At 54.0% G+C, this 25,082-nt stretch carries 19 protein-coding genes; 10 read left to right on the plus strand and 9 right to left on the minus strand.

Annotated elements, in window-relative coordinates; all coding sequences use genetic code 11:
• Positions 1-2: 2 nt before the first annotated feature.
• From RUDLU_RS0104460 to RUDLU_RS0104485, 6 genes are all read right to left on the minus strand, one after another.
• Complete coding sequence (locus RUDLU_RS0104460; protein ID WP_019987154.1) at positions 3-1,205, minus strand: vWA domain-containing protein; 1,203 nt, start codon at positions 1,203-1,205, stop codon at positions 3-5.
• Positions 1,206-1,362: 157 nt separating this feature from the next.
• Complete coding sequence (locus RUDLU_RS0104465; protein WP_019987155.1) at positions 1,363-2,217, minus strand: AAA family ATPase; 855 nt, start codon at positions 2,215-2,217, stop codon at positions 1,363-1,365.
• Positions 2,218-2,314: 97 nt separating this feature from the next.
• Positions 2,315-2,875, minus strand: coding sequence for a hypothetical protein (locus RUDLU_RS0104470; RefSeq protein WP_019987156.1), 561 nt, complete (start codon positions 2,873-2,875; stop codon positions 2,315-2,317).
• Between the two features lie 4 nt (positions 2,876-2,879).
• Entirely contained in the window at positions 2,880-4,040 is a 1,161-nt protein-coding gene (locus tag RUDLU_RS0104475) for a M20/M25/M40 family metallo-hydrolase (RefSeq protein WP_027302757.1), read from the minus strand.
• Between the two features lie 133 nt (positions 4,041-4,173).
• Positions 4,174-6,363 (minus strand): glutamine synthetase III family protein, encoded by a 2,190-nt coding sequence (locus RUDLU_RS0104480; RefSeq protein ID WP_019987158.1) that lies wholly within the window; start codon positions 6,361-6,363, stop codon positions 4,174-4,176.
• 214 nt (positions 6,364-6,577) lie between these two features.
• Positions 6,578-7,600, minus strand: a complete 1,023-nt coding sequence (locus RUDLU_RS0104485) for a glutamine synthetase beta-grasp domain-containing protein (RefSeq protein ID WP_019987159.1) — start codon at positions 7,598-7,600, stop codon at positions 6,578-6,580.
• Between the two features lie 435 nt (positions 7,601-8,035).
• On the opposite strand from RUDLU_RS0104485, the gene RUDLU_RS26945 reads away from it, so the two are divergent.
• The 9 genes from RUDLU_RS26945 (at position 8,036) to RUDLU_RS0104540 (ending at position 20,539) form a co-directional block, all read left to right on the plus strand.
• Positions 8,036-9,859 (plus strand): LTA synthase family protein, encoded by a 1,824-nt coding sequence (locus tag RUDLU_RS26945; protein WP_052316739.1) that lies wholly within the window; start codon positions 8,036-8,038, stop codon positions 9,857-9,859.
• A gap of 85 nt (positions 9,860-9,944) precedes the next feature.
• Entirely contained in the window at positions 9,945-11,300 is a 1,356-nt protein-coding gene (gene mtaB, locus RUDLU_RS0104500; RefSeq protein WP_044129901.1) for a tRNA (N(6)-L-threonylcarbamoyladenosine(37)-C(2))-methylthiotransferase MtaB, read from the plus strand.
• Between the two features lie 227 nt (positions 11,301-11,527).
• The gene (locus RUDLU_RS0104505) at positions 11,528-12,781 is read left to right on the plus strand and encodes an efflux RND transporter periplasmic adaptor subunit (RefSeq protein ID WP_019987163.1); all 1,254 of its coding nucleotides are present in this window, start codon (positions 11,528-11,530) and stop codon (positions 12,779-12,781) included.
• A gap of 33 nt (positions 12,782-12,814) precedes the next feature.
• Positions 12,815-14,290, plus strand: coding sequence for a TolC family protein (locus tag RUDLU_RS0104510; RefSeq protein ID WP_019987164.1), 1,476 nt, complete (start codon positions 12,815-12,817; stop codon positions 14,288-14,290).
• Between the two features lie 123 nt (positions 14,291-14,413).
• On the plus strand, positions 14,414-15,115 hold the full coding sequence (locus RUDLU_RS26950) for an ABC transporter ATP-binding protein (RefSeq protein ID WP_019987166.1): 702 nt from the start codon (positions 14,414-14,416) through the stop codon (positions 15,113-15,115).
• Between the two features lie 89 nt (positions 15,116-15,204).
• A complete protein-coding gene (locus RUDLU_RS0104525; protein ID WP_019987167.1) occupies positions 15,205-16,452 on the plus strand; it encodes an ABC transporter permease in 1,248 nt (415 codons plus the stop codon).
• A gap of 4 nt (positions 16,453-16,456) precedes the next feature.
• Complete coding sequence (locus RUDLU_RS0104530; protein WP_019987168.1) at positions 16,457-17,620, plus strand: ABC transporter permease; 1,164 nt, start codon at positions 16,457-16,459, stop codon at positions 17,618-17,620.
• A 191-nt stretch (positions 17,621-17,811) separates the two neighbouring features.
• Positions 17,812-19,185, plus strand: coding sequence for a sigma-54-dependent transcriptional regulator (locus tag RUDLU_RS0104535; RefSeq protein WP_019987169.1), 1,374 nt, complete (start codon positions 17,812-17,814; stop codon positions 19,183-19,185).
• A 64-nt stretch (positions 19,186-19,249) separates the two neighbouring features.
• Complete coding sequence (locus tag RUDLU_RS0104540; protein WP_019987170.1) at positions 19,250-20,539, plus strand: sensor histidine kinase; 1,290 nt, start codon at positions 19,250-19,252, stop codon at positions 20,537-20,539.
• A 107-nt stretch (positions 20,540-20,646) separates the two neighbouring features.
• Here RUDLU_RS0104540 and RUDLU_RS0104545 read toward each other — a convergent pair whose 3' ends face one another.
• From RUDLU_RS0104545 to RUDLU_RS0104555, 3 genes are all read right to left on the minus strand, one after another.
• Entirely contained in the window at positions 20,647-21,981 is a 1,335-nt protein-coding gene (locus RUDLU_RS0104545) for an ammonium transporter (RefSeq protein WP_019987171.1), read from the minus strand.
• A 27-nt stretch (positions 21,982-22,008) separates the two neighbouring features.
• A complete protein-coding gene (locus tag RUDLU_RS0104550; protein WP_019987172.1) occupies positions 22,009-23,193 on the minus strand; it encodes a porin in 1,185 nt (394 codons plus the stop codon).
• A 292-nt stretch (positions 23,194-23,485) separates the two neighbouring features.
• Complete coding sequence (locus tag RUDLU_RS0104555) at positions 23,486-23,836, minus strand: 4Fe-4S dicluster domain-containing protein (protein ID WP_019987173.1); 351 nt, start codon at positions 23,834-23,836, stop codon at positions 23,486-23,488.
• A gap of 178 nt (positions 23,837-24,014) precedes the next feature.
• Between RUDLU_RS0104555 and RUDLU_RS0104560 the strand changes: the two genes are divergently transcribed.
• On the plus strand, positions 24,015-25,049 hold the full coding sequence (locus RUDLU_RS0104560; protein ID WP_027302758.1) for an aldehyde dehydrogenase family protein: 1,035 nt from the start codon (positions 24,015-24,017) through the stop codon (positions 25,047-25,049).
• Positions 25,050-25,082 lie beyond the last annotated feature (33 nt).

Below are 25,082 nucleotides of genomic sequence, written 5' to 3' on the forward strand. Positions count from 1 at the left end.
CTCTACACATCAAACGTCACTTTCGGATTTTTCAGGCTTTTCATGGCCCCGGTCAGGCCGTTGAGCGTAAGCGGAAACATCCGGTTGCCCGACCATTTCCGGATGATGTCGATGCTTTGCGTATACGACCAATACGCCGGAATCATGGGGTTGAGCCACACTAAATGAGGGTACTGTTCCTTGAACCGATTGAGCCACACCAGGCCCGCTTCTTCGTTGTAATGCTCTACGCTACCCTTGGGAGCCGTAATCTCGTAGGGCGACATGCTGGCGTCGCCCACAAAAATGACTTTGTACTCTTTGTTATATTTGTGGAGCACCTCCCAGGTTGGAATACGGTCTTTCCGGCGCGAATTGTCTTTCCAGAGGGTTTCGTACACACAGTTATGAAAATACAGAAACTCCAAATGCTTAAACTGGTAGCGGGCCGCCGAAAATAACTGATTGCAGAGGTCGATATGCTCGTCCATTGATCCGCCTACATCAAACAGCATCAGCACTTTCACCCGATTTTGGCGGGAAGGCTGCATCTGAATGTCGAGCATACCTGCGTTGCGGCTTGTTCGGTCAATGGTTCCGTCGATGTCCAGTTCATTTTCGGCCCCTTCGCGGGTCAGAATCCGCAACCGGCGCAAGGCCATCTTGAGGTTTCGGGTATTCAGTTCAATATCGTCAGCGTAGTTTTTGTACGCCCGGTCTTCCCAAACTTTCAGCGCCCGCCCGCTCCCTTTGCCGGGGGCACCTTTGTCGGTTTTGAAGCCTTCGGGCGAATAGCCCCCTACCCCAAAGGGCGAAGTTCCGCCCGTTCCAATCCATTTGTTGCCTCCTTCGTGCCGCTCCTGCTGTTCGTCGAGCAACTTTCGAAAGCGCTCCCAGAGTGCATTGAGCCCCCCGGCAGCTTCCAGAGCCGCTTTTTCTTCGTCGCTCAGAGACCGCTGCATGGCATCGCGGAGCCATTCGGGCGGAATATCAGGCAGGCCCTCGGCCCCGACCGACTCCCGACCCGTCACAAACAGACCAAACACCCGGTCGAACAGATCCAAGTGTTGCTCATGCTTAACCAGAGTCGTTTTACTCAGAAAGTAAAAATCGTCGATAGTTGGCTCGGCCACATCGCTCCGCAGGGCCTCAAGCAGCGTCAGGTACTCTGGCAGCGTAACCGGCAGATGGTGTTGACGAAGCAGCAGAAAGAAGTCGAGAAACATGGTAACAACGAACAACGAACAGTGAACAATCAACAACGAACAGTGAACAACCAACAATGAACAACGAACAACCAACAGTGAGCAGTAAACAATAAGCAGTGAGCGTACAACACAACCTACTGATCACTATTCGTTGTTAACTGTTGGTTGTTAATTGTCAATACGGTCGGGTTCCCTTTCGTTTCAATGCCCCCAGCAAGTCAGAGTCCTGTTCATTTTTGAGCAGCGCCCCAAGGTAAGGCGGTAATTCATTGAGCGTGTCGAGGTCGGTGAGGTCGTCGTGCGTGACACCCGATGCCAGCAACAACCGCACCCAGTCGATCAGCTCACTTGTCGAGGGCTTTTTCTTGAGCGCTTTCACGTCGCGGATAGCGTAAAACACCGACAACGTTTTGGCTAGCAACTCCTGGGGCAAATCGGGGAAATGAACCGCCACAATCTGCTCCATCGTTTCGCGATCGGGAAACCGGATATAGTGGAAAAAACACCGGCGCAGAAACGCATCGGGCAGCTCTTTCTCGTTGTTCGACGTGATAATCACCACCGGACGGTGCCGGGCCGAAATGGTTCGTTGCAATTCGTAGCAGTAAAACTCCATCCGGTCGAGTTCCTGCAACAGATCGTTCGGAAATTCAATATCGGCCTTATCAATCTCGTCGATCAGCAACACGGCCTGCTCTTCCGACTCGAAGGCCTCCCAGAGTTTTCCTTTGCGAATGTAGTTCGAGAGGTCATTGATGCGGGCCGAATCGAGGCCCCGGTCGGCAAGTTGGGAGTCGCGCAGCCGCGAAACGGCATCGTACTCGTACAACCCCTGCTGGGCCGAGGTGGTCGATTTTACGTGCCAGGTGTACAGGGGTTTCCCCAGCGAGCGGGCTACTTCGAACGCCAGCAGGGTTTTGCCGGTGCCGGGCTCCCCTTTGATCAGGAGAGGCTTTTGAAGCAGCACGGCCGCGTTAACGGCCGTGCTGAGTTCGCGCGTAGCGATGTATGAATCGGTTCCAGTGAACATATAACGTTCGTAGTTTTTGGCTCGTGGTTTATTGTACGTAATTACTTAATCCTCAGCAACCAAAAACAATAAACCAAAAACTAAAAACTCAAAGCCTCTATTCTTCGCCGTCTTCGGAGAACGAGTACAGCGTTGTGTCTAATTGCAGGGTGCCGCTATTGAATTTTTGAATAAACGCTTCGATCACCTCTTCGTTGATTTCTTCCACGTTGAGACACACGTCGAGCGCAATACCATAATCCGAATCCAGGTCGAGCTCTACATGCTCCTGCACTTTCACAGCCTCGGTTTCTTCCAGCTCTTCGATCAGCTCAGTCAGCGCGGTTTCGGCTTCTTCCTCGTCTTCAGGGCTGATTTTATAATTCGCCTTACGCTCCTCGGGGGGTACGTAGCTCGGAAACGACGTTTTGAGTTGCTCAACCGCCATCTCGTACACCATGCTGCTATGATGCAGGCGCAACGTGTACACCAGGGCATCATAGATAACATCCTGGCCTTTGTAGGTACCCACAAACTGAATGTGCTCGCACTCGCCCGACTCCAGCATGTCCAGATCGGGATCTTCGATGTACACAAACGAGGTTTCACCTTCGCTGCACTCAGCACGCAGCTCTTCGATTTCTTTCGGGTCAAAGCCCGGATTCTGATTCGTTGCCATATACTTACAAAGCTACAGACAATCGGCGGAAAACCGCTTCGGCCAAATCAACCGCTATATCTAACGGTCTCTGATCCACCGCACTAATCGTATCTTCAGGGCGATGAATCCGAGGCATTTCGCCGTTTTGGTCGAGCGCACACAACGCCAGAACGGGTATGTGCTGCCGCACAAACCAGACGCTATCAAAATCGGCTGTGTGCCAGCGTCCAGTCTGCACCTGCTCCCGAAAAGGCTCATTCTGAAGCAGTTCGCGGGCCGTTTGCGTAGCTATATTTTTGTACTGAATAACCTCCACGGTACCGGTTTGTTCGATTACCGTTAGTTTACCAGCCCCCAGGGTATCGAAGTTGATAGCAGCCGTTTTGCCCGTCGGCCAGCTTTGGCGGTGTTTTTCAACGTAATAATACGCACCCAGCATCCCAACTTCTTCAGCACTCGTTAGCACCACTTCCAGATCCACGTGGGCCGGTTTGTTATGCCGGAGCCGGTCGGCCGTTTGCAGAGCCGCCACCACACCCGTTGCGTTATCGCTGGCACCGTTGGTGTAGCCGTGCAGGTAGTAGCCAATGGTACCCATCACCGCCTGCAACACAAAATAGAGGACCAGTCCGTACCGGGCATATGACAGCCACCCCCACCCTACCCCGGCAGCTTCGAGCGTAGCCAGCCCTGCTGCCAGTACCATGAGCATCAGCGAGACAATGAGCGACGCCCGAAATGTTCGCTGACTCGACCCGTACAGGGCCGATACAGGAGCCGTATCATAATGAGCCATCAGAATCAGCTTCCTGACCGACTCGGGCCGGTTGGTAGTCGCCGGCCACCGGCCCACTACGTTATGGGCGGTGTGTAGCACCGGAAACTGCACCACCGGTGAGTACCGCCAGTTGAAATATAGCCAGGCCAACCCCGCATACACCCACGCCAAAGCGGGTGTCCACCAGGCCCCCGGCCGCACCAGCAGCAGCCCAAGCACCAGCCCGCCAATGAGCCAGTACACCACGGTTACGTATGTTTTGGGCGTTCGAAACGGTTCGAGCCGGACCTCGGCCCCCATGTCGGTGAGGCATTGGCTCAGTAAAGCTGCGGCTTCCCGTTCGCAGGGGGTGGCCGCCCCGCGGTGGGGCAATCGGGTCAGGTGCGCAAGCAAGTCAGAATGCACAGGATAAGGGAGATGGTCAGGAGGTCGGGCCGGCACCCAAAAAATACGGGTCCGGTGTTAATCAAAAACACCGGACCCGTTCAGAACTAATCATATCGGGCCGCAGAAATACTACAGCGGGCCGCTCCGTAGCTTACTTCACAAAGAGCATCTCGCGGTATTTCACCAGTGGCCAGTCTTCGTCATCGACAATCTGTTCCAGCTTATCTACCTCGTACCGGATTCCGTCGAAATACCCGATCACCTCGGTAGCATACAGGCGGGCCATCTCAGCCGTGTCGGCCTTGTTGTTGGCACGCTTACGGGCTTCGATCATCTCTTCCACGTTTTTCTTGATTACCGCCACCCGGGTCGAAATCTCCCGGAGAATGTCTTTCACGGGCTCTGCCTCGGTCACCATACCCAGATCGACCAGGTTTTTAGCCGTTTCGGCCAGTTTGGCCTGGTATTTCACCGCCGTCGAAACCACGTGGTTGATGGCCAGATCGCCCATAACGCGGGCCTCGATCTGCACTTTCTTTACGTACTTCTCCAGCTCAATTTCGTAGCGCGAATGCACCTCCGTATGGCCCATAACGCCTACCCGCTGGAACACATCGAGTGACTCCTGGCTGAGGTAAACTTTGAGGGCTTCGGGCGTCGAGTTAATGTTTGACAGACCCCGGCGGGCCGCTTCTTCCACCCACTCATCTGAGTAGCCGTTGCCTTCAAACAAAATCCGCTTGCAGCCTTTATAATACTGCTTCAGGATGTCGACTATGGCCAGTTCTTTCTTCTCACCGTTGTTCAGCCGCACGTCGAGGTCGGCCTTGAACTGCTGCAGCTGAGCGGCCACAATGGTGTTGAGTACAATCATCGTCGACGATGAGTTGGCGGCACCACCCACCGCCCGGAACTCAAACTTATTGCCCGTAAAGGCAAACGGCGAGGTACGGTTTCGGTCGGTATTGTCGCGAATCAACGACGGAATCCGGTTCAGGCCCAGCTTGTAGTACACGTTGTCGCCTTTGTTGAGCGCGATTTCGTTTTTGGTTTCGAGATCTTCGAGTGCCTTCGTGAGGGTTTCGCCCAGAAACACCGACATAATGGCCGGGGGAGCCTCGTTGGCACCTAGCCGGTGCTCGTTGCCGGCCGAGGCAATACTGGCCCGCAGCAGGTCGGCATGGTCGTGTACAGCCTTGATTACGTTTACCAGGAACGTGATGAACCGGAGCGTTTCTTTCGGCTTGGTGCTGGGTCCGAGCAAGTTCACGCCCGTGTTGGTACCCATCGACCAGTTGTTGTGCTTACCACTACCGTTGATACCGGCAAACGGTTTTTCGTGGAACAGCACCTTAAAATCGTGCCGCTCAGCCACTCGCTCCATCAAATCCATGAGCAGGGCGTTATGGTCTACGGCCAGGTTCACCTCTTCAAATGTCGGGGCTACTTCAAACTGACCGGGGGCTACCTCGTTGTGGCGCGTCCGAACCGGAATACCCAGTTTGAGGGCCTCGAATTCGTAGTCGACCATGAACGCGTTGACACGGGGCGGAATAGAGCCGAAATAGTGATCTTCAAGCTGCTGCCCGCGTGCTGGCGAGTGCCCAAACACGGTACGGCCCGCCATGACCAGATCGGGCCGGGCGTAGAACAGGGCCTTGTCGATCACGAAGTACTCCTGCTCGGCACCGAGGGTAGCCGTTACTTTATCAATATTCCGATCGAAATACTGGCACACAGCCGTAGCAGCCTTATCGAGAGCCGACAGCGACTTAAGCAAGGGCGTTTTGTAGTCAAGAGCCTCGCCCGTGTACGAGATGAATACCGACGGAATACAGAGGGTTTTGCCACCGGCCCCGTTGTCCATCAGAAACGCGGGCGACGACGGATCCCAGCCGGTATAGCCGCGAGCCTCGAAGGTATTGCGCAGGCCACCGTTCGGGAACGACGACGCATCGGGCTCCTGCTGCACCAAAGCTCCCCCTTTGAATTTCTCAATGGCTTTTCCATCCATCGTCAGGTCAAAAAAGGCATCGTGTTTTTCGGCCGTCGAGCCGGTCAGCGGCTGAAACCAGTGGGTATAATGCGTTGCACCGCGCGATACCGCCCAAGACTTCATGGCGTTGGCCACCTCGTCGGCAATGTCGCGGTCAATTTTGCCACCCGTGTCAATGGCTTCGGTGATGCGGAGGTATGCTTCGGGCGAAAGCAGCGCCCGCATGGTTTCTTTATTGAATGTATTGACGCCGTAAAAATCGGCCACGCGCTCAGCAGGCGGAGTCACGGGTTTGGCATAACGATTCTGGGCTATTTCGAGGGCTTTGAAACGGTAATTCGACATAACAAGTCAGTGGCATTTATATGCGGTGAAAACAAAGCCAAAACTAAACAGATTGGCTAAAAATCAATGCAACTATACACAAAAACCCCACCTGCCAGGCAGATGGGGTTTGATTTTATGGGGTTGGTAATTGGATTCAACTGATTTACGACCGAAACGGGTTGTGATTACGTACCGCGACCTGGGCGATTGTATAGAATCCTACCCCTACCCTTTATACGAGCACCTCAGCCGACTTCACGGTCTTGATGATACGTGAAGCCACTTTGTATGGATCAGCAGCCGAGTTGGGCCGACGATCTTCGAGCCAGCCTTTCCAGCCCCGCTCTACCGTTGCGATGGGGATACGAATCGAAGCACCCCGGTCAGACACACCGTATGAGAACGTATCAATCGACTGGGTTTCGTGCTTGCCGGTCAAGCGCATGTGGTTATCAGCACCATATACGGCGATGTGTTCTGCCACTACCGGTGCAAACGACTGACAGATGGTGTCGTAAACGTCTTTGCTGCCTGCGGTACGGAGGGCCGTATTTGAGAAGTTGGCGTGCATACCTGAACCGTTCCAATCGGTATCGCCCAGGGGCTTGCAGTGCCAGTTGATAGCAACGTTATATTTTTCACCGATGCGCTCCAGCAGGTAGCGAGCTACCCAAATCTGATCGCCGGCTTCTTTAGCTCCTTTGGCAAAAATCTGGAACTCCCACTGACCGGTTGCCACCTCAGCGTTGATACCTTCTACGTTCAGGCCGGCATCGAGGCACACATCGAGGTGTTCTTCTACGATATGACGACCAAACGCGTTCATGGCACCTACCGAGCAATAGTATGGCCCCTGCGGACGCTTGGGGAAACCTTCGGCCGGGAAGCCCATCGGCTTGTCGATGGCCACATCCCACAGGAAGTACTCCTGCTCAAAACCAAACCAGAAATCATTGTCATCATCATCGATCGTAGCGCGACCGTTCGACTCGTGGGGAGTGCCATCGGCATTGAGCACTTCGCACATCACGAGGAAACCGTTTTTGCGCTGTGGGTCGGGGCAAACGAAAGCAGGCTTCAAGAGACAGTCTGATGAGCCGCCGGGAGCCTGCTCAGTCGATGATCCGTCGAACGACCACATTTCAGCGTCTTCTACCTTACCCGAAAAATCCGTTACGATTTTGGTTTTCGACCGAAGGCTTTGAGTGGGCTTGTATCCGTCAAGCCAAATGTACTCGAGTTTGCACTTTGCCATGATGATAAACGATATAGATGTTAGGTTTTGTTGCGATTAAACGGTAGCGGCAAACCGTTGATTATCTGTTGGCAAATGTAATAGCCAACAAGATAATAATAAAGTCAACCGCAAATCAAACCCCCATTTTTATTGAAATTTGCAAAAAATTCATAATTATAATTCGTACTGTACAAAAAATAGACAATAAAATTCGGAAGCATATCCCATAAATACCAAACATAAGTTTGGACTATTCAGCAAAAACCTCTCTAAAATTTGCCAATCTGGAAACCTGTTTCTCCGAAATCATGACTATTTCTCTTCCAAACACCCAAAAACGTACACCTACCTTTTACTAACTCTGTACACCGCTCTTACAAATAGTGTAGCGTTGTTGGGCACGCATCGGCGTATTTTGTGGTTATCATCAACATCTGTTTCCGTAACTTAAACATGATTACACGCATACTCTGGTTGCTTCTATACGGCATTGGCTGGGCAATCTGGCTTCAGTTTAACCGTTGCATTTTTCTGATATACCAGGCATTTCACGGAACAGCCGACCTGGCCCTCTGGCCCGACATTCTGCTGCACGGTCTCCGCATGGACCTGTCCGTAGCAGGGTACGCCGGTTTGTTGCCGGGGCTGGCGCTGGCTTTTTTGCCCTCGCGCTGGTTGCCAGGGTTCTTTGCCCGCTATACGTCGCTGCTGCTGATTCTGGTCAGTTTTATGACCACCATCGATATGGAGATGTACCGTACCTGGGGCTTCCGGCTCGACACGACCTTTTTACGGTACCTTAAAACCCCTGCCGAAGCGCTGGCTTCCATCGGGTCGTCGCCCCTCGAATGGCTCTCGGTTATTCTTATCGGGCTGATTGTGCTGGGCCTTCTCTTTTTCAACCGGCTCAATCATCTGGCGTTTGTGCTGCTCCGGCCGGCACCGCGCTGGTCGTTTGTGCCGCTGCTGGGAGCTACAGCCGCACTCATTATTCCGATCCGGGGCGGCTTGCAGCAAATTCCAATGAATGTGAGTGGGGTTTTCTTCTCGCCGGTTGCGTTTGCCAACCACGCGGCTATCAATCCGCAATGGAATTTCATTTTCTCGGCTCTCGAAAAATCCGACGATAAAACCAACCCGTTCCAGTTTCTGCCCCAGCACGTAGCCAATCAGGCGGTGCAGTCGCTGTATCCAGTGGGTAGTCAGCCTCAATCGGCCCGGGTGCTGAACAATCCCCGGCCCAACGTGCTCCTCATTGTATGGGAGAGCCTGACGGCCAAGATTGTCTCGCCCGTGGGCGGTCGTACGGGGGTCACGCCCGAGTTCGATAAGCTCTGCCGCGAGGGGCTGCTGTTTACCAACTACTATGCCAGTGGCGACCGCAGCGAAAAAGGGCTGGTGGCCCTGCTGAGTGGTTTTCCGGCTCAGCCACTAACCTCGATCATGACCGTGCCGCAAAAGTCGGCCAAGCTACCGACGCTGGCGCGCACGCTCCGCGAACAAGGCTACCAAACGGCATTTTACTACGGAGGAGAAACTGAGTTTGCCAACATCCGGTCGTATCTGTTCCATAGCCAGTACGACCGGATTGTCTCGAAAGCTGACTTTCCACCCGACACCTGGAACTCAAAATGGGGCGCCCACGACCATGTGGTGTACAACCGGGTACTGGCGGATCTGGGCAAGCAGAAAGCGCCTTTTTTTACGACCTTCTTCACACTCAGCAGCCACGAGCCTTTTGAGGTACCCATGCCCACGGCCATACCCGGCAAAAACGAGGAAGCGCTGTTTCTGAACGCCCACTACTATGCCGACAAGAGTTTAGGCGAATTTATTGCGCAGGCTAAACAGCAACCCTGGTGGAACAATACACTCGTCATTATTGTGGGCGATCATGGCCACCGACTCCCTCATATAGGCACCAACAAAACCGCCGAGTTTCATATTCCGATGCTGTGGCTGGGTGGGGCGCTTCAAAAACCGGGCGTGATGGATCAGGTGGCTTCACAAACCGACCTGGCCGCTACATTGCTGCATCAGTTAGGTATTGAGTCGACCGCGTTTCGGTGGAGCCGCGATGCGCTGGCCCCCGTACCCGAGTCGTTTGCCTACTTTGCGTTTCATAACGGCTTCGGCTTTGTGCGACCGGGGCGGGCACTGGTGTTCGACAACGACGCCCGCCAGATTATAGAACAGCACGGAACCGTTTCGGACGCCGATCTCAAAACGGGTATGGCCTTTGAAGCCGTCAGCGTGGGCGATTACCTGAGCAAATAGGCAGGTGTGTGGGCGCTCACCGGAGCCGCAGAGACCGCCAATCCGACGTTTTTTTGTACTTTTGCAAGCCAATCGGCCGGAAATCATGAAAAAAGTTGCCTTTTATACACTCGGCTGTAAGCTAAACTTCTCCGAAACGTCGACCATCGGGCGGTTGCTCGAAGGGCAGGGCTACCAACGGGTGGAGTTTAATCAGCAGCCCGACATATTCATCATCAACACCTGTTCGGTGACCGACAATGCCGACAAGAAATGCCGGAAGATTGTGCGTGAAGCGCAAAAGATCAACCCCGACGGCTACGTGGCTATTCTGGGGTGTTATGCGCAGCTGAAACCGCAGGAGATTGCCACCATTCCGGGCGTTGATGCGGTGCTGGGTGCAGCCGAGAAATTCCGGCTCCATGAGCTGATCGATTCGTTTGAAAAGGCCCCTACCGGCCAGGCGCGGGTGTTCAACTCCAACATTGAAGAGGTGCTGGACTACCACGCTTCGTATTCGCTCAACGACCGTACCCGCACGTTTCTGAAAGTGCAGGACGGGTGCGATTACCCCTGCTCCTACTGCACCATTCCGCTCGCGCGGGGCAAAAGCCGATCCGACACGGTGGCCAATGTGGTGCGGGCCGCCCACGAAATTGCCGGGCGCGGGCAGGGTGCCGCAGCCGTGAAGGAAATAGTCTTGACGGGCGTAAACATCGGCGACTTTGGCCTCGTCAACGGCGAACGGACCGAAACATTTTTCGATCTGGTAAAAGCCCTGGACGAAGTTGAAGGCATTGAGCGATTCCGCATTTCGAGTATTGAGCCTAACCTGCTCACCGACGAAATTATCGAGTTTGTGGCTCAATCGAAGCGGTTTGTCCCCCACTTCCACGTGCCACTGCAATCGGGGTCCAACAAAGTGTTGGGTCTGATGCGCCGTCGGTACAAGCGCGAGCTGTACGCCGAGCGGGTTGCCCAAATAAAGGAACTGCTGCCCCATGCCTGCATTGGGGTGGATGTGATTGTAGGGCATCCCGGCGAAACCGACGAGCTTTTCCGCGAAACCTACACGTTTCTGAATGAGTTGCCCATCTCGTACCTGCACGTATTTACGTACTCGGAGCGGCCCAACACGCACGCCCTGAGCATCAGGCCTATCGTGCCGGGCAACGTGCGCGCCGAGCGGTCGAAGATGCTGCATATTCTGTCAGACAAAAAACGCCGGGCCTTTTATGACAGTCAGATTGGGCGCCGGTGCACGGTCTTGTTTGAAGAAGATGCCGAAGACACCGACCGGCAATCGGGCCTAATGCACGGTTTTACGGAAAACTACGTGCGTGTAGCCGCTAAGTACGACCCGTTGCTAATCAACGAGGTGGTACCTGTGCGGCTCACCGGCGTCAACCCCGACGGCCATATGGAAGTCGAGGATGTTGAGGCCGTACTCGTTCATCATTAATTCGAAGCCCCGCGTAGGTTCGTACCGATATAGCCTACCCAAACACAGCCGCCCCGACCAACACCGGGGCGGCTGTTTGTTTTTAGACTGGGGGCGTGTGCGTTTTCGCACAGACCGAGCGGTTACGCACCTCACCTTATAGCAGACACGAACACAACTATCTCACTATTAACCAATTAAGCAATGGCACACGATTCGCACCTACAGTATGCGAAACCCGACACTGTATGGACCGCGCCCTTGCTCCCGAACAAATTACCCGCTCCCGCCGTAAAAGCTGGACCGTTGGCCTGCTGGCTTTAGCTGCTCTGGTCGGTGCAGCCGTGGGCCTTCGCTCCCTGCTGCACACATCGGTCGAAGCATCCCGAATCCGAACGGCCGTTGCCCAAACCGGGCCCGTAGAAAATACCCTCACCGCCACCGGCGAAATTATCCCGGCCTACGAACAAATCATGACCAGCCCCATCCGGGCGAGCATCCGACGGGTACTCCTAACGCCCGGTGCGCGGGTGCGGCCCGGTCAGGCCATTCTGGAATTAGACAAATCGCTCACCCAGATCGAGTACGAAAAACTACAGGACCAACTGGCGCTCAAACAAAACAGCATTGAACAGTTGCGGATGAAGCTCGACAAGAACCTGTACGATGCCGACATCTCGGACCAGATCAAGCTTCTAAACATCAATCGGTTGCGCGCCGAAGTCGAAGATGCCCGGCGCTTGCTCAAAGTGGGCGGCCGAACCCCCGAAGATGTGACCCGTGCCGAAAACGCCCTCCGCATTGCGCAGTTGGAGAAAAAACAACTCGAAAACGATCTGGCCTACAACCGTCGGTCGATGGGTGCCAGCCTGAAGGAATCCGAATTGCAGGCCCGCATCGAAGGCACCAACCTCAAGGTACTGGCCCAAAAGCTGCGGCAGGCCGAGATCCTGGCCGACCGGGCGGGGGTACTCACGTGGGTAAACGAAAACGTGGGCTCGGCTGTGAACGAGGGCGAAATGCTCGTGAAAGTGGCCGATTTGGGCAGCTTCCGGGTCGAGGCTTCCTGCTCAGACACCTACGCCGACCAGCTCCGGACGGGCCTGCCCGTGATTGTGCGCATCAACGAGGTGGATTTGCGGGGCCTGATTACCCAGATCAAGCCGTCGGTGCAAAACGGCACGGTGAAGTTTGCCGTGTCCCTGGACGATAACCGGCACGCATCGCTCCGGCCTAACCAGAAAGTTGAGGTGTTTGTGGTCACGAGCCGCAGCCCGCAGGCCATTCGGATAGCCAACGGCCCTGCGTTTAAAGGCAAGCGGAAACAGTTTGTGTTTGTGATGGGCACCGACAACATCGCCCACCGGCGCGAAGTCGAGATTGGCCTGACCAACTTCGACTGGGTCGAGATCAAAAGCGGGCTGCAACCCGGCGAACGGGTAATCCTGACCGATATGAGCGAGTACGAGCACGTAGATCAGCTCACGATTGTGAACCAATGAGCCAGGGCCGTTTAGACTAGAATCAACCCATCCATGAACGCACGAAATACATACTGTCTGACGGTTTGGCTGATGCTGCTTGCCACGATCTGGGCCAAGGCGCAACCGTTGCGGCTGACACTCGAAGAGGTGGTTCAGATGGCCCGCGAGCAATCCATTGCGGCCCGGCAGGCGGCTACCCTCCAGAAAACCAATTACTGGAAATACCGCTCATTTCTGGCCGATTACAAGCCTCAGTTGAGCCTCAACGGGTCGTTGCCGAGCTTTACCCGTTCGTTTATTCAGGTACAGCAACCCGACGGAACCATTGCGTTTCAGCCCGTTTCGAACAACAACTCCCTGCTGAATCTGGAACTGAGCCAGAATATTCCGCTCACGGGCGGGGCCATTTACGTGCAGCATCAGCTTCAGCGGTTCGACAATTTTATGGCCCGCAACACCCTATACAACGGCATTCCGTTTGCCATTGGCCTGAGTCAGCCCCTATTTCGGTTCAACCCCATGAAGTGGGAGCGCCGGATTGAGCCGCTCCGCTACGCAGAGAGTAACGGACAATATGTGGAGGCCCTCGAACAGGTGGCGCTCGATGCCACCGGGCTTTACTTCGATCTGCTGGTGGCGCAGGTGAACCTGCAAATTGCCGAGACCAACCGGGCCAACAACGACACCCTGTTTACCATTGCCGGGCACAAGCTCGAACTGGGTAAAATCTCGCGCAACGATTTACTGCAACTCCAGCTGAGCGTGCTCAATGCCCGCAAAGACCTGGCGTCGGCCCGGCAAACGGCTGAGGTAGCCTCGCTCAAGCTGCGGGCATTTCTGAACCTTCAGGGCAACGAGGCCCTGCGTTCGTTTGACCTCGCTATTCCGGCTCAGATCAGCACCTTTCCGGTCGATATTCAACAGGCATTGAACCAGGCGTTTGCCAACCGGTCAGATGCCATTGCGTTTGGGCGTCGGCTCCTCGAAGCCGAGCGGGACATTGAAAAAGCCCGGAAAGAAAACGGCCTGAATGCGGTGCTAAACGCCGATTTTGGCCTGACCAACCGGGGGGCGCGGCCCGTTGATGTGTACCAACGCCCGCAGGATCGGCAGTTTGTTGAGCTTCGGTTTACAATGCCCATCATGACGTGGGGACGGGCCAAAGCCCGCACCGAAACCGCCGAGGCCAACGGGCAACTGACCATTCAGACCGTAGAACAGGCTAAACGAACCTTCGAGCAACAGCTGTACACGCAGGTGACCCTGCTCGATATGCTACGCCAGCAGGTGAAACTGACCGCCGAAGCCGACCAGATTGCCCAAAATCGGTACCAGATCGCCCAGGAACGATTTAAACTCAGCGACCTGACCGTAACCGACCTCGGCATTGCCATTCAGGACAAAGACCGCGCCCGCCGGGATGCCATTTTGGCCCTCCGCGACTATTGGCAGTCGTACTACACGCTCCGACTGCTCACCTTGTATGATTTTGAACGTAACCAGAAAATAGAAGGAAAAAGAGAATGAAAGGAGAAGAGAGGAAGGAGGAAAAGGACAAAGAATCTCTTACATCTTACTTTCTCTTACTCCTACTCTTCCCTTTCCTCCCCCTCCTCCTTTTTCCCCCTCTTCTCCTTTCCCCCAACAATTATGATTAACCTCCAGAACATCGAAAAAGTGTACCGGACCAGCACCATCGAAACGCTGGCCCTGAACAACATCAATCTGCACATCCGGACGGGTGAATTCGTCTCGATCATGGGGCCAAGCGGCTGCGGCAAGTCGACGTTACTCAACCTCATGGGCCTGCTCGACGCCCCCAGTGCGGGCCGGGTCGAGATTGGTGGCGAGACCGTCACGCAGTACCGCGACAAAGAACTGGCCCGGCTTCGGAACCAGAAAATTGGGTTCATTTTCCAGAGCTTCCACCTGATCAACGATCTCTCGGTGCTCGACAACGTAGAGATTCCCCTGTTGTACAGAAAGGGCGACGCATCGGGGTCGTCGCGTCGGCAACTGGCGCGGGAAGCCCTCGAAAAAGTAGGCCTGAGCAACCGAATGAACCATTTCCCGAACCAGCTGTCGGGTGGGCAAAAACAGCGGGTTGCTATTGCGCGGGCCATCGTGGGCCAACCATCCATCATCCTGGCCGACGAACCCACCGGTAACCTCGACAGCGCGATGGGCAACGAGATCATGTCGATTCTACAACAGCTCAACGCCGACGGGGCTACCATTGTGATGGTTACTCACGACGAAACAATGGCAAAAAAAACCCATCGGCTGGTCCGTTTGTTTGACGGGGCTATGGTGGGAGACTCCGTTTTAATGAGCGAAAGAGTGAATGAGTGAATGAGTGAAAAGCGGCTTGCAATAAGAGCGTTTGTTTATCTATCCGGTCACTGTCACTCATCGTTCATCACTCATAACTCATCGCTAAAATGCTACTGAACTACATCAAAATCGCTTGGAAGGTGTTGCTGAGGCATCCGTTCTACACCTTCATTACCCTGTTTGGCATCAGCCTGACCCTGACGGTGCTCATGGTACTGACCTCGTTTCTGGACCACCTGTTTGGCAGCCATTACCCCGAAGTCAACCGCGACCGGTCGCTGTATATTCAGATTATGCTGCGGAGCGATTCGAGCCGTAACGCGCGGCAAACGAGCCCCATGTCCTTCCGGTTTCTGACCGAGCACGTACGGCCGCTTAAAACCCCGGAACGGGCCACCATTTTTTCGTTTTTCAACGCATCCAACGCCTACGTGGGTACGCGCAAGATCAAGCTCAACACCTCCTATACCGATGCTGAGTTCTGGCGGGTCAACGAGTTTACGTTTCTGGAAGGCAAGCCCTACAACGAGCAAACTATCAGCAGTGGCGAGCGCGTAGCCGTTATCACCAACGACTTCAAGGAGCAGTACTTCCCCAACCCCGAGGAGTCGGCCGTGGGGAAAGACATCGACGTTGAAAACACCCGCTACCGGGTCATTGGGGTGGTGAAAGGGAGCCCCATCACCCGGTTATTCACCCATGCCGATGTGTATTTTCCGTACACGGCCCCCAAGAGCAATTATCAGCGCGAAAGTATGAACGGTCAGTACAACGCCATTGTGCTGGCCAAAGACAAAAGCGACCTGCCCGCCATACAGGCCGAGTTTCAGGAGCGGATCCGCCGACTGCCAGTGCCGGGCGTCGATGGCGATTTCAAATACGCCTTCATCGATGTTAAAAGTGAGACCTACGTCAACAACTTTCTGAGTATTATTCTGGACGGCGGGCCGGGCCTGAAAGCCGCCCTGATCGGTGTCGTCAGCTTTATCCTGTTCATGCTCATTGGCTTACCGGCCATCAATCTGGTCAACGTCAACATCAGCCGGATTCTGGAGCGAGCCTCCGAAATCGGTATCCGGAAAGCTTTTGGGGCACCGGTACGCACGCTGCTATGGCAGTTTATCATCGAAAACATCTTCATCACGTTTATCGGCGGGGCCATTGCGCTGGTCTTGAGTTTCGGCATCATTCAGCTCATCAACCAAAGCGGCTGGATTGCCCACGCCGACCTGACCATCAACCTGAGTGTGTTTCTGATCAGCGTCTTGGTCTGTTTGCTCTTCGGATTTCTGTCGGGCGTGCTCCCGGCTCTGCGTATGTCGAAACTCAATATTGCCGACGCCTTAAAAGCCTAAACCCATGATACGCCACCTTTTTAAACTTATCTGGAACAAGAAAAAAGCCCATACGCTGCTCATCATCGAGATTTGGGCGTCGTTTCTGGTCCTGTTCGGTCTGTCGTCGCTGATTGTTTTCAACGTGTCGAATTACAATCAGCCGCTTGGTTTCGCCTATGAAAATGTCTGGGCCATCGACCTCCGAAACAATCAGGACACAGTAGCCGTGACGGGCAAAACACAGGCGATTATGCAACGTATACGCAGCTACCCGGAGGTTCAGTCGGCCTCACGCATGAGCTCGAACTACCCCTTTTCGGCCAATACGATGAACAACAACGTGACGCACGACAAAGCCACTACCCTGGCCTATTTCTTTGTCACGGATGGCGATTTTGCCAAAACACTCCAGATGCCCCTAACGGCCGGGCGTTGGTACACCCCCGCCGATAGCGTAGGTAAGTTCCGGCCTGCAGTAATCAATCAACTGGCTAAAGACGAACTGTTTGGCGACGAAGACCCGCTGGGCAAGGTCATCACGAGTGGAGACGGGCGGTATAAAGTGGTGGGCGTCGTGAACACGTTTAAATCGAAAGGTGAGTTTCAGGGTGACAAACCGACTATTTTTGAGCAGTTGAACGAAAATACCCCCTGGGACAAGACGGTGCTCATCCGGATAAAGCCGGGTACCGATGCCGTATTCGAGGCTAAACTCGTCAAAGATATTACGTCGATGGCACCTGAGTGGGGCGCCGAAATTACGTACCTCACCGACTCCCGGCAGAACCAGCACAATCTGGCCCTGGTACCCGTGACGATCTTCCTGATTGTGTGTGGCTTTTTGCTCATCAATGTAGCGCTGGGCTTATTTGGCATTCTGAACGTGAGCATCGCCAAACGCCGGGGCGAAATTGGACTACGCCGGGCACTGGGGGCCACTGAATCGGGCATTTCGTGGCATTTCGTGGGCGAAATGTGGGTACTTGCTACTTTTGCTGTCGTACTGGGTTTGGTATTGGCCGGGCAGTTTCCGCTCATGAACGTATTCGATCTCGACACGGGTGTTTACCTCAAGGCCATTCTGATTTCGGTGGTGGTCGTGTACGCGATTGTTACACTCTGCGCCGTGTATCCGAGTCGGCAGGCAGCTACCGTGCAACCAGCCGTCGCCCTGCACGAAGAATAAAAGACAACGAACAACCAACGGTGAACAACGATCAACTGACAGTGAACAACGAACAACCAACAGTGAACAACCAACAGTGGGATAACTGAAAACTGTCAGTTGCCATTTATAACTGCGTATTGCTCATTGTTCGTTGATCGTTGGTAACTGTTCACTGTTAATTGTTCGTTGATCACTACTGCTCAATGTGAATGATTTTAATCATCGACGACGATAGCGCCATTCAGACGTCGCTCTCTCTGCTGTTTCGGAAAGAGGGATTTACCGTGCGCACCGCCGACGGGCCGTTTGAAACCCGCGATATTCTGGACTCAGAAACGCCCGAAGCCATCCTGCTCGACATGAATTTTTCGGTCGATACGTCGGGCGAGGATGGCCTGCGGCTGCTGCGGTACCTCCGCGAGCGGCTCCCCAACGTACCCGTTATCCTGATTACCGGCTGGGGCAGTATCGACCTTGCCGTGCAGGGCATGAAGGCCGGCGCGCATGATTTCATCACCAAGCCCTGGCAAAATAGCCACCTGATTGGGTCGGTACGAACAGCGCTCAAACTGGCCGCTGGCGAACCCCTCTCGGCCAACCGGCGGCAACTGAACGAGCAGTTTCAGTTCGACAACATCGTGGGCGAAGACCCCAACCTGCTCGACGTACTAACCACGATTGGCCGGATTGCCCCGACCGACGCGCCGGTACTCATTACGGGCGAAAGCGGCACCGGCAAAGAGCTGATTGCCGAGGCCATTCACCAGAACAGCCGCCGAAAACGACAGCCCTTTGTGAAGGTGAACCTGGGGGGTATATCGAGCACGTTGTTTGAAAGCGAACTGTTTGGCCACGTTCGGGGAGCCTTCACCGATGCCAAAACCGACCGGGTGGGGCGCTTCGAACTGGCGCACAAAGGCAGCATTTTTCTGGATGAAATCGGAGACCTCGACCCGGCCTCGCAGGTGAAATTATTGCGGGTGTTACAAGACCGCACGTTTGAGCCGCTAGGCAGCAGCAAAAGCCGAACAGTAGATGTGCGCGTGATCTGCGCTACCAACCGAAACCTGGAAGAAATGGTCGCTCAGGGCGATTTTCGGGAAGATCTGTACTACCGGATCAACCTGATTACGGTGCGGCTGCCTGCCCTCCGCGAACGCCCGGCCGATATTCCACGGCTGGCCAATTTCTTTATCAATAACCTCAAAACGCTGTACGGACGACCTAATTTACAGGTTAGCAAAGAGGCTCAACTCTGGCTCCGGGGGCTTTCGTTGCCCGGCAACATCCGTCAACTGAAAAACGTGGTGGAGCGGGCCGTGTTGTTAGCCCCTTCCGATATGTTGACCATTGCCGACTTTGAGAAACACCTCGCTACCCGCCCGGCTACCTCGGCATCAACGACTCAGTTGCCCGCTGTGGGCACCATGACCCTCGACCAAATGGAGCGGCAAATGATTGAGCGCGCCATGGCCTACCACCACAACCGAATTGCCAACGTGGCCCGCGCTTTGGGCATTACGCGGTTTGCCCTGTACCGGCGACTGGAAAAATACGGCATCGATTACCAAAGCGAGGAGTAACTTCACCCTTCGCAACGGCTACGGGGCTTTTGGAGGTCTTCGCTCACCTTGCGGCAACACAACCATGCGTTTCACGTTCCAGACCCGATACCTGATCTACATCCTGACGGTACATGCCGTACTGGTGGGCCTTACGTTCCAGATTCTGGAGCAGAACAAGCCCCTATTTATCGCATCCGAGATTCTGATTGGGCTTTCGGTGCTAGTGGCAATCGGGTTATACCGCTCGTTTCGGAAACCGTCCGACTTTATCGCGTCGGGTATCGAGGCCATCCGCGACAAAGATTTTACGGTCAAGTTTGTCGCCACCGGCAACAACGAAATTGACCAGCTGATCCGGGTTTATAACCTCATGATCGATCAGTTGCGGCAGGAGCGCACCCGGCAGGCCGAGCAACAGTTTTTTCTGGACAAACTGATTGAAGCAGCCCCTATTGCTCTGCTTATTTTCGACTTCGACGAGCGTATATCGGCCGCTAACCCAAAGGCCCGGCAGCTGCTCAAACTGCCCGAATCGGCCTTGCTGGGCCGTACGCTGACGGGGGTGGCCCATCCTTTGCTCACCCAACTCGAAACCCTGGCCCCCGATCAGCCCCACACGATCCGGCTGGCGGGCGTCGAAACGTACCGGGTACTCCGGGGGCAGTTTATCGACCGGGGGTTTCGGCGGCAGTTTATGTTTATCGAAGAACTCACGGCCGAAATCATCGAAACCGAAAAAAAGGCATACGGCAAGGTGATTCGGATGATGGCCCACGAGGTAAACAACTCCATTGGGGCAATTAACAGCATTTTACACATTGCCGAACCCGACGTGGCCGACCCTGAGGTACGGCAGGCTGTACGGGTAGCCATCGAACGCAACGACCGGCTCAACGGGTTTATGCGTCGGTTTGCCGATGTGGTACGCCTGCCCACACCCGTAATCGTACCCACCGACATGCTCGCGCTCACCCGCAACGTTGCCCGACTCATGCAACCTCAGGCCGACAATCGGGCCGTTGCGCTACAGCTTGCCCTGCCTGATGAGCCCATGTTCTGGCCTGCGGATCGTAGCCAAATGGAACAGGTGCTGGTCAACGTGATCAAGAACGCTATTGAAGCCTGCGAGCCAGGGCAAACGATACGCATCAGGCTTTCGGGCAGTGAACTGACGGTGCGCAATAACGGTCAGCCTATCCCCGAATCGGTAGCTACCAATCTGTTCAATCCGTTTTTCAGCACCCGGCCTACGGGTCAGGGCATTGGGCTGACACTGACCCGCGAGATTCTGCTCAACCACGGATTTACGTTCTCGCTGGGCACCGAGGCCGATGGCTGGACAGCGTTTAAGATTGGTTGTCAACGGCGGTAATGACGCATAACTCTCGACAAAAAAAGAAACCGCCCGCCAACGGCGAACGGCTTCCCGAGTACAACAAAACCACAGGGATAATGACCTGTGGGTTTGTCTCTGAACCCTTATGCTTCAATCAAGAACTCGTCGTGCTGGCTAACGTCCAGACCCACCTTCTCGTCTTCTTCTGATACGCGGAGCGGCAGAATCAAATCGGTCACTTTCAGCACCAGGTACGACATGCCGAACGCAAAGGCCGACACTACCACCAGGGCAATCAGGTGCTCGATGAACAGGCCGGTCTCGCCAAACGCCAGACCTTCTACCGTTACAGCCGCATTGATCCCTTTCGATGCAAAAATGCCCGTCATTACCATACCAACCATACCGCCTACACCGTGGCAGGGGAATACGTCGAGGGTATCGTCGAGGGTCGACTTGGTGCGCAGGTGAGCCAGGAAGTTACTCGTAATGGCTGCAATCGTGCCAATGAAAATTGCGGATGGCACCGTGACGAAACCGGCCGCCGGGGTAATGGCAACCAGACCTACTACGGCACCGATACAGAACCCGAGCGCCGATACTTTCTTACCCTTGGCGGCATCAAACAGAACCCAGGCCAGACCAGCCGCAGCCGCAGCCGTGTGGGTAGTAGCCAGTGCAATAGCCGACAGCGAAGATGCTCCTACCGCCGAACCCGCATTGAAACCGAACCAGCCAAACCACAGCAGACCTGTTCCGAGCAACACAAACGGAATGTTTGCCGGGGGAGCAATATTGGCTTCAACGTGTGCCCGCCGACGCTTCAGGTACAGGGCACCTGCCAGAGCCGCCCAACCAGCCGACATGTGTACGACGGTACCACCTGCAAAGTCAAGAACCCCACGCTTGAACAGGAACCCGTCGGGGTGCCACGTCCAGTGCGCCAGCGGAGCGTACACGAAGATGCAGAACAAGACCATAAACAGAACGTACGACCGGAAGTTGATGCGCTCAGCCATCGAACCTGTCACCAGCGCAGGGGTGATAACGGCAAACTTCAACTGGAAAAAGGCAAAGAGAACCAGCGGGATAGTAGAGGCCAGTGACCAGGGTTTCCCATCCACTACGCCGTTGAACATGAAAAACGTAGCCGGGTTACCAATAAATCCACCAATCGACTCACCGAATGCCAGGCTGAACCCGCAAACTACCCACAGAACCGAAATCACACCCATAGCGATGAAGCTCTGGAGCATGGTCGAGATCACGTTTTTATTGTTGACCATACCGCCGTAGAAATACGCCAGGCCGGGGGTCATCAGAAGCACAAGCGCCGTGGCAATAAGCATCCAGGCCATATCGCCGGTGTTAAGCCCTTCGGTTACGATCTGGGTCGGCACGCCCATAAACTGGGGAAGGATGGCAATCACTGCTAAAACCAGCAGTACGGCAAGTGGGATGTAGTTAGGCTTTTGCATAGCTGAAATTTTAGGTTTTTGTTGTACTTAGAACTTGTAGATGAAGGCCATACCCACCGTAGTCTGCGAACTCTTGGTGAAATTGCCCTTACTGTCTTCAAACTGGAGGTTTCCTTCGGCGCTGCTGGCTGGTTTAGCGTAGCTATCTACCCGTACTTCTGGTTTGATGAGCAAGTGCCCATCGGCCGCCGTGATGTTGCCCGTAAATGTGATTGAGTTTACGCTTGTGCCATCGCCCAGCCGGTTGCGCAGTCCGCGCACACCCGCCGTATTGTCGAAATATTCGTAACGAGCCCCAACTCCGAAGTTACTCGTCAGCGCGTAGTTGCTGTAGAGGGCTACCCCGCCCCACGATTTCTTACCGTCGGCAAATGTGTATCCCTGATAATCTCCTTTCTGCGAACCCATGGCAGCATTGAGACCCACAAAGAATTTCTCGGTGATCTGATAGGTTGTTGCCAGATCGACAACGCCGTAGCTGGCTTCGGGCGTTACACCGAGCGAGTCGGGGGTTGCCTCATTGCTGTAGATACCGTTGAGGTAGATGTTCCAACCCGAGGCCGGCGACACAAAAAACTGCCCGATCAAGCCTTTTTTCCGGTTGTTATCATTGAGAGCGTCTACGTTATTCACCACACCCACCATGAGAGAGCTTTTGTCGGAGAAGGCATAGGTGGCTTTGGCACCGACGTGGTAGAAGGGGCCGTTATTGAAGAGGTTCGATAACGAATAATTGTAGTTGACAGGGGCGTCGATCACCTCATACCCGATATGGGTACCAAACTGACCTACTGTAAACGTCAGCTTATCCGTCGCTTTCCAGTTGAAATACGCCTGCTTAATGGCAATCGAGCTACCGCCGGGGCCCAAAGGACCTATCAGGTTTCCGTAGTTACCTAAGTCGGCATTCGGGCCGAAGGTAAGATCAACCACCACATCCGATTTGGCCGTGCTGTAGCCAATCTTGGTCTGAATTAACCCGAGCGAGAACTGTCCAGAGCGCTGATCAAAAACCCGAGCCGTACCAGCCGCTCCCAGGTTGCTGCGCGAAGCAGGCTTGTTGAGGTTGGCTATGTAATACGAGTCGATATACCCGGAAAAAGTAAATTTTCCCTTGCTATCATCGTCTGCATTTGGGGAAGAAACAGGATCACCTGCATACACACCAGCAGACAAAACCAGAGCAGATAAAAGTAAAAATTCTTTTTTCATAATTTCCTTTGGGTAATAAGTGGTTTTGCCAACTATAATTGAACACTGCAAAGGTTATTACAAAAATTTATTCAGTCAATAGACGACTTTTATCAAAACCTATATTTAGCTGATTTTTGCATTATTTTATAATTTGCACCATAAAACTGAACCTAATAATCCTATTTTTAAAGAAATTTTTTAGAAAATTCTTCATTTTAAAACCTATACATTTCTGCTTTTCATTTCGTAAAGCCACAAAAAAAGCCGACCCTACGTGGGTCGGCTCTTGGAAAAAGAGAATAAATGCGGTTTAAGCTTCGGCGTGCAACCAGGCCTTTTTAGCAAGCAGCGTATCCTGATCTTCTTCGTGCTCAGGGTCGGGCACACAGCAATCAACCGGGCATACGGCTGCGCACTGAGGCTCCTCATGGAAACCAACACACTCCGTACACTTGTCCGAAACTATATAGTAAAACTCGTTGGAAACAGGCGACTGCGGAGCTTTACCGCTTACCACTGTTCCATCGCCAAAATCAACTTCTGTAAGTTCTGTTCCACCGCCCCAGGTCCACTCTACACCCCCTTCGTAGATGGCCGTGTTTGGGCACTCCGGTTCGCAGGCACCGCAGTTGATGCACTCGTCGGTGATCATGATTGCCATAAGCAATGCAAGTTTATATCGTAAAAAATGGCATCTTGTAATTGAACAACAAATATAACTATTTAAAGTTTGGGGCCAAACTAATATTTAGATTTGTGGGTTGAAACAATACACCCACTTTACGCACTTCCCGGTAACCCGTAAAGTATTGGGTTCTTTTTGCCCCGGTTTTCTGACCATGCAACAATCCGAACGACTCCATACGTTTATTGCCTTAGGCGAATACCTCCGCTCCGACGAATCAGCAGCCGAGCGCGAACAAATTTGCCACCGTGCTAACTTTTACAACAACTGGTTTACACCCGAAAACAACCACAAGGCGCTGAACGCAATTGCCAACGATATGCTCACGACCGAGTCGTTGACAAACTGGCTGGCTCAGTACAACCCGGAACCTGCCGAACCTAAAACCATTGGCGTAGCAATGGCTGGTAATATTCCGGCAGTTGGTTTTCACGATCTCCTGTGCGTTCTGATTAGCGGGCACAAACTGCTTGCCAAAACAAGTAGCCAGGATTTTGCATTAATTCAATATTTAATACAAAAAATCACGGAGATCAACCCCGCATTTGCCGAACGCATTACGATTGCTGAGCGGCTCAATGCCGCCGATGCGTTCATCGCTACCGGTAGCGACAATACGGCCCGTTATTTTGAGTATTACTTTGGTAAACGCCCCCACATCATCCGGCGCAACCGAACATCGGTAGGTATCCTGACAGGGCAGGAGAGCCCAGAGGAGTTTGCCAGGCTCGGCGATGATATCCTGACTTACTTCGGGTTAGGGTGTCGCAATGTCTCTACCCTACTCGTTCCCGAAAGCATTCATGGCGCACCTTACGACTTTATTCCGTTGCTGCAAACCCTCGACCCACTGGCGCCGACGTACCGGAACCTGAGCAAGTGGGTCAATAACTACGATTACAACAAGTCGATTTATCTGGTCAATGGCGTGCCTCACTTTGATAACGGATTTTTGCTGCTAACTCAGCAGGACGGGCTCGTATCGCCTATTTCGGTGGTGTATTACCAAACCTACCGCGACGCCGACCATGCGGCTGCCCTGCTCGCCAGGCAGGCCGACAAGATTCAGGTGGTGGCCTCAGCAGATGGAGCTTACCCCGGTAGCGTGCCGTTTGGGCAAACGCAGCATCCCACCCTGACCGATTACCCCGACGGTATCGACACAATGGCGTTTCTGGCCAAACTGTAAAGTCAGAAGCTTTTTTCGGATTCTAAATAAAGG

The organism is Rudanella lutea DSM 19387 (genome assembly GCF_000383955.1).
Classification (GTDB): domain Bacteria; phylum Bacteroidota; class Bacteroidia; order Cytophagales; family Spirosomataceae; genus Rudanella; species Rudanella lutea.

Coding starts and splice junctions, on each gene's coding strand:
- RUDLU_RS26945 (WP_052316739.1), top strand. CDS start 8,036: ATGATTACACGCATACTCTGGTTGCTTCTATACGGCATTGGCTGGGCA.
- RUDLU_RS0104560 (WP_027302758.1), top strand. CDS start 24,015: ATGCAACAATCCGAACGACTCCATACGTTTATTGCCTTAGGCGAATAC.
- RUDLU_RS0104465 (WP_019987155.1), bottom strand. CDS start 2,217: ATGTTCACTGGAACCGATTCATACATCGCTACGCGCGAACTCAGCACG.
- RUDLU_RS0104485 (WP_019987159.1), bottom strand. CDS start 7,600: ATGGCAAAGTGCAAACTCGAGTACATTTGGCTTGACGGATACAAGCCC.
- RUDLU_RS0104550 (WP_019987172.1), bottom strand. CDS start 23,193: ATGAAAAAAGAATTTTTACTTTTATCTGCTCTGGTTTTGTCTGCTGGT.
- RUDLU_RS0104545 (WP_019987171.1), bottom strand. CDS start 21,981: ATGCAAAAGCCTAACTACATCCCACTTGCCGTACTGCTGGTTTTAGCA.
- RUDLU_RS0104555 (WP_019987173.1), bottom strand. CDS start 23,836: ATGGCAATCATGATCACCGACGAGTGCATCAACTGCGGTGCCTGCGAA.
- RUDLU_RS0104470 (WP_019987156.1), bottom strand. CDS start 2,875: ATGGCAACGAATCAGAATCCGGGCTTTGACCCGAAAGAAATCGAAGAG.
- RUDLU_RS0104530 (WP_019987168.1), top strand. CDS start 16,457: ATGATACGCCACCTTTTTAAACTTATCTGGAACAAGAAAAAAGCCCAT.
- RUDLU_RS26950 (WP_019987166.1), top strand. CDS start 14,414: ATGATTAACCTCCAGAACATCGAAAAAGTGTACCGGACCAGCACCATC.
- RUDLU_RS0104535 (WP_019987169.1), top strand. CDS start 17,812: ATGATTTTAATCATCGACGACGATAGCGCCATTCAGACGTCGCTCTCT.
- RUDLU_RS0104510 (WP_019987164.1), top strand. CDS start 12,815: ATGAACGCACGAAATACATACTGTCTGACGGTTTGGCTGATGCTGCTT.
- RUDLU_RS0104540 (WP_019987170.1), top strand. CDS start 19,250: ATGCGTTTCACGTTCCAGACCCGATACCTGATCTACATCCTGACGGTA.
- RUDLU_RS0104505 (WP_019987163.1), top strand. CDS start 11,528: ATGGACCGCGCCCTTGCTCCCGAACAAATTACCCGCTCCCGCCGTAAA.
- RUDLU_RS0104460 (WP_019987154.1), bottom strand. CDS start 1,205: ATGTTTCTCGACTTCTTTCTGCTGCTTCGTCAACACCATCTGCCGGTT.
- RUDLU_RS0104480 (WP_019987158.1), bottom strand. CDS start 6,363: ATGTCGAATTACCGTTTCAAAGCCCTCGAAATAGCCCAGAATCGTTAT.
- mtaB (WP_044129901.1), top strand. CDS start 9,945: ATGAAAAAAGTTGCCTTTTATACACTCGGCTGTAAGCTAAACTTCTCC.
- RUDLU_RS0104525 (WP_019987167.1), top strand. CDS start 15,205: ATGCTACTGAACTACATCAAAATCGCTTGGAAGGTGTTGCTGAGGCAT.